This window comes from Actinosynnema sp. NPDC059797 (assembly GCF_042732085.1).
Classification (GTDB): domain Bacteria; phylum Actinomycetota; class Actinomycetes; order Mycobacteriales; family Pseudonocardiaceae; genus Actinosynnema.
Genome location: NZ_JBHWIE010000482.1, coordinates 1 through 4,568, shown reverse-complemented (window position 1 = coordinate 4,568; position 4,568 = coordinate 1). Strand labels below are relative to the sequence as shown.

Below are 4,568 nucleotides of genomic sequence, written 5' to 3'. Positions count from 1 at the left end.
CTCCTGCTCCGCCCACAGCGCGGACTGCGCGGCGCTGACCGGCCGGTCGAGCACCCGCTCCCGGACCGCGGTCACGACCGCACCGCGGCGCGCTGCCTGCGGGCGCGCACGGCCTCGGCGAGCAGACCCGCCAGCGCCACCTTGTCGATCTTGCCGCTGGGCGTGCGCGGGAACGCGTCGAGCACGGTGATCGAGACCGGCACGGCCACGTCGGGCAGCACCTCGCGCAGCCGCGCGGTCACCGCCTCGGTGTCCAGCCCGGTCGAGCCGTCGGCGAGCACGACCGCCGAGCGCAGCGTGCGGTGCCCGGACGCGCTCTCCACCACCACGGTCGACGCGCCGTCCACGCCGGGCTCGGCGAGCAGGTGCGCGTCCACCTCCAGCGGGTCCACCCGGATGCCGCGCAGCTTGACCTCGTCGTCGTTGCGGGTCAGGAAGCGCAGCACGCCGTCGACCAGCTCGACCTTGTCGCCGGTGCGGAACGCCCTGGTGTGGCCGTGCGCGGTGCGCGGGATGTCGATGTAGCGGCGCGCGGTCAGCTCCGGCTGGCCCAGGTAGCCCGCCGACATCGGCCGGCCGGCGACCAGCAGCTCGCCCACGGTCGGCTCGGCCGGGTCGTCGGGCAGCACCAGCGCCTCGCAGCCGGGCAGCGGCGTCCCGATCGGGGGCAGCGCGGGCCAGTCCGCGGGCGGCCCGGTCAGGACGTGCGCGGTGACCATGGCCGATTCGCTCTGGCCGTAGTGGTTGTTGAGCCGGCACCCGGGCAGGCGCTCGAAGAACTCGCGGATCCTGGGCGTGCAGACGAGCTGCTCCCCCGCGGTGTTCACCTCGACCAGCCGCAGCCTGGCCAGCAGTTCGTCGGTGGCCGCGATGGTGAGCATCTGGAGCGCCAGGTTCGGCAGGAACACCCGCTGGACGCCGTGCTCGGCCAGCCACTCCAGCAGCTCGCCGGGCTCGCGGCGCAGCCGCTCGGGCACGACCGCGATCGTGCCGCCGCCCACCAGGGTGCCCAGCACCTCCTGGAACTGGACGTCGAAGTTCAGCGGCGCGAACTGGGCGGTGCGCAGGTCGGGCGCGACCGAGTGGTCCGCCTGCCAGCGCGCCATGGCGTCGATGCAGTGGTAGGACACCTCGACGCCCTTGGGCCAGCCCGTCGAGCCGGAGGTGTAGATCAGGTAGACGGCGCGCCCGGGCACCTGCTCCGCGGGCCACCGCACGTCGGTCGCCGGGTCGAACCCCGTGGCGTCCGGCGCGTCCGGGACGGTCGCGGTCACCGGGTGCCGCACCACGTCCCGGTCGGTCAGCAGCAGCGCGGGCGCCGAGTCGGTGACCATGTGCTCCAGCCGCTTGACCGGGTACTCGGGGTCCAGCGGCACGTAGGTCGCCTCGGCCAGCAGCACGCCCAGCAGCGCCACCACGGCCCGGGTGCCGCGCGGGTAGGCCACCGCGACCCGGTCGCCCGGCCGCACGCCGCGCTCCCGCAGCACCTCGGCGGTGCGGTGCGCCCACGCGTACAGCTGGGCGTAGGTCAGCGCCGGCCCGTCGCCGACTAGCGCCAGGTCGTCCCGGCGCTCGCCGGCGGTGCGGCGCAGGGCGAGCGGGAGCCACTCGGCGTCGCTGTCCCCGCCCCACAGCCCGAGGTAGCCGGGCGCGGCGGGTGCCAGCCTGGACGCCAGCTCCTCGGCCAGCTCGCCGACGGTGGGGTGGTCGAAGATCACGCGCAGGCCGACGGTCAGGTCGAGCCGGTCCCGGATGCCCGCCGCGATCCTGGTCGCGGTGATCGAGTCGCCGCCCAGGTCGACGAAGTTCTCGTCCTCGGCGATGCCGTCGACTCCCAGCGCCTGCTCCCACAGCGCGGTGACCTCGGCGGCGATGTCGGTCGGGTTCATGCCAGCACCTCACGGATGGTTCGCAGCGCGGCGCCCGGGTCCTCGGCCCAGCGGCGGGCGGTCTCCTCGAAGGAGTCGCGGAAGAACTCCGCGCTGTCGGCGGTGAACAGGTCTGCGGAGGTCAGCAGGTGGCCGGTCGCACCGGACCGGGTGAAGTCCAGGTGCAGCTCCACCTCGTACCTCGTGCGGGTCGGCGGCACCCGGTGCCACGCGGTGCGCGCGCCGGGGAACCGGGGCGGCTCGGCGGGCGGGTGCAGGTCGAACACGGACTGCGCCAGCCGCGCCCGCCGGGGTGTCGGCGGCAGGCCGGCCACCGCGGCGATGCGGTCGAAGGGCGCGTCGGCGTGGTCGGCCGCGTCCAGGACGGTCCGCCGCACCCGGTCGGTCAGCTCCCGCAGCGTGGTCTCGGGCGGGCAGGCGATGCGCACCGGCACCACGTTGACCAGGAACCCGACCAGGCCGTGGTCGGCGGGGTCCAGGCGACCGGCGACCGGCAGGCCGACCACGGTCTCCGCCGCGGGCTGCTCGTCCGCGCCGGTCAGCACGGCCGCGAAGCAGCCCAGCAGCACCTGCAGCGGCGTGGCGCGGGCGTCCCTGGCCACGCCGGCGACCGCGGCGCACACCTCGGCGGGCAGCTCGACGGGCCGCGCGTGGGCGAGCCCGCTGCGCCGCGCGGGCGGCGGCAGGTCCGGCCGGGGACCGCTCAGCTCCGGCACGCCCGCCAGCTCGGCGCGCCAGTGGTCCAGCGCGGCCGTCGGCTCCGGCCTGGCCCGCAGGGCGTGGTCGGTGAAGCGCGGCGCGGGCGGCAGGTCGGGCGACCGCCCCTCCGCCAGCGCCGGGTACAGCTCGGTCAGCTCGCGCACCAGCACCGCGAGCGACCAGCCGTCCACCGCGATGTGGTGGTAGGTGAAGACCAGGACGTGGTCCTCCGGCCCCACCCGCAGCAGGGTGACCCGCACCGGCGGCTCGGACCGCAGGTCGAACGGCCGCGCGCGCAGCTCGGCCACGCGGGCGCCCACGTCGCCGGCGTCCCCGACGTCCTCGGCCGAGAGCACGTCGGGCGCCTCGTCGAGCACCACCTGCACCGGCTCGGGCCCGCGGTCGTCGATCACGGTGCGCAGCGCCTCGTGCCGCTCGACGAGGCGGGCGACGCAGGCGCGCAGCACGTCCTCGCGCAGCGGGCCGGACACCCGGACCGCGGACTGCACCACGTACTCGCCGGGCGTGAGCCGCTCGGCCAGCCACAGGCGCGCCTGGCCGGGCGTCAGCGGCGCGGTGGTCGTCCCGGTGGTCACCACGACCGCTCCAGCAGCGACGCCACGACCGCCGAGTGGTCCGCGCCGGACGGGGTGCGGAGCTGCCGGGTCGCCGCGGCGACGCGGTGCCAGGCGGCCTCGCAGAACACGTCGGCGAGGTCCTGCGACTCCGGCTCGCCCGCGGCGCGCGCGAGCACCAGCGCCGCGGTCACCAGCTCCTCGGCCAGCTCGCCGAGCAGGGACAGGGCGTGCCCGTCCGCGGTCGGCCCCGACCGGGGTCCGGCGCCGGCGGCCCGGCACGCCTCGGCGAACGCGCGGGCCTGGCCGGTCAGCTCCACCCAGTGGGCGCGGTTGCGCCCGGAGAGGCCGGCGGGCGGCTCGGCTGCGGGCGCGTCGGACAGCGCGTCGGGCGCGCCCAGGTCCGGTGCGAAGTAGGTGAGCGCGAAGTTCGCCGCCAGGCGCATCCGCAGCAGCACCTCCGTGCCGCCCGCGATGCGGGTGCCCCTGGCGTCCCGGAACAGCCGCTCGACCGGCGCGGGCACGGCGCCGCGCGCGGCCTTCCCGGCGGCGGTCTCGAAGCCCTCGCCCGCCATCAGCGTCAGGGCGCGCTCGGCGACCCGCCAGGCGGCCATCGAGGTGATGTCCTTGGCCGCGACCTGCTCGGGCGCGAGGTTGACCCGGCGGTCGCCCGCGTCGCCCAGCATCGCCCAGCGCGCCACGGTCTCCAGCGCGTAGGTGTCGGCCGCGCACTCGGCGAGCATCCCGCGCACCTGGGCGTAGTCGGCGAGCACGACGCCGTCCACGCGCCGCCGCGACACGTACTCGGTGGCCCACCGCAGGCAGCCGCGGGCGACGGCCAGCGACGGACCGGCGACCACGTGCACGCGGCCGCGGGCCAGCACGGAGGCCCGCTGCACGGACAGCCACGGGTCATCGTCCTCGGGCAGCAGCCGCTCGGCGGGCACCGGCGCGGCGGCGAAGGCCAGCTCCCCGTTGGGGAAGCCCTGGAAGCCCATGAACTCCAGCCGCGACAGCACCTCGGTGCCGGCGTCGCGCGCGTCGACGAACAGGATCCGGTTGCGGCCCTCGAGGGTGGCCGTCACCGCGATCACCTCGGCGATCGGGCCGTTGCCGATGTAGAGCTTGTGGCCGTCCAGCAGGTAGCCGCGGCCGTCGTAGGAGGGGTGGGCCTGGGTGGTCCGGCCCCGGTTGGACGCGCCCGCGGGCTCGGTGTCGGCCATCGCGGTGACCGCGCCCGCGGCCAGCCGCTCCACCAGGAAGTCGCGCAGCGGGCCCTCGGGCGCGATCCGCAGGTACGCGGGCGCGCCGATGCCGTTGTGGATGGCCAGCAGCAGGCCGGCGGGCACGGACGCCTCGGCCGCCGCGGTCACCAGCCGGAACACGTTGTACGGCGACAGTTCCC

At 76.7% G+C, this 4,568-nt stretch carries 3 protein-coding genes; all 3 read right to left on the bottom strand.

What is annotated here, in order from left to right; genetic code table 11:
* Positions 1-71: 71 nt before the first annotated feature.
* Entirely contained in the window at positions 72-1,889 is a 1,818-nt protein-coding gene (locus ACFV4N_RS40230) for an AMP-binding protein (protein WP_499677945.1), read from the bottom strand.
* Positions 1,886-3,184 carry a condensation domain-containing protein gene (locus tag ACFV4N_RS40225; RefSeq protein WP_499677944.1) on the bottom strand — a complete coding sequence of 433 codons (1,299 nt, stop codon included), beginning with the start codon at positions 3,182-3,184 and terminating at the stop codon, positions 1,886-1,888. The genes ACFV4N_RS40230 and ACFV4N_RS40225 overlap by 4 nt, the downstream gene beginning before the upstream one ends.
* The coding region (locus ACFV4N_RS40220; RefSeq protein WP_499677943.1) for an acyl-CoA dehydrogenase family protein at positions 3,181-4,568 on the bottom strand (1,388 nt) is incomplete at its 5' end. The genes ACFV4N_RS40225 and ACFV4N_RS40220, both read right to left, overlap by 4 nt.

Excerpts from the sequence above, each read along its gene's own strand:
- ACFV4N_RS40230 (WP_499677945.1), bottom strand. The coding sequence starts at position 1,889 with ATGAACCCGACCGACATCGCCGCCGAGGTCACCGCGCTGTGGGAGCAG.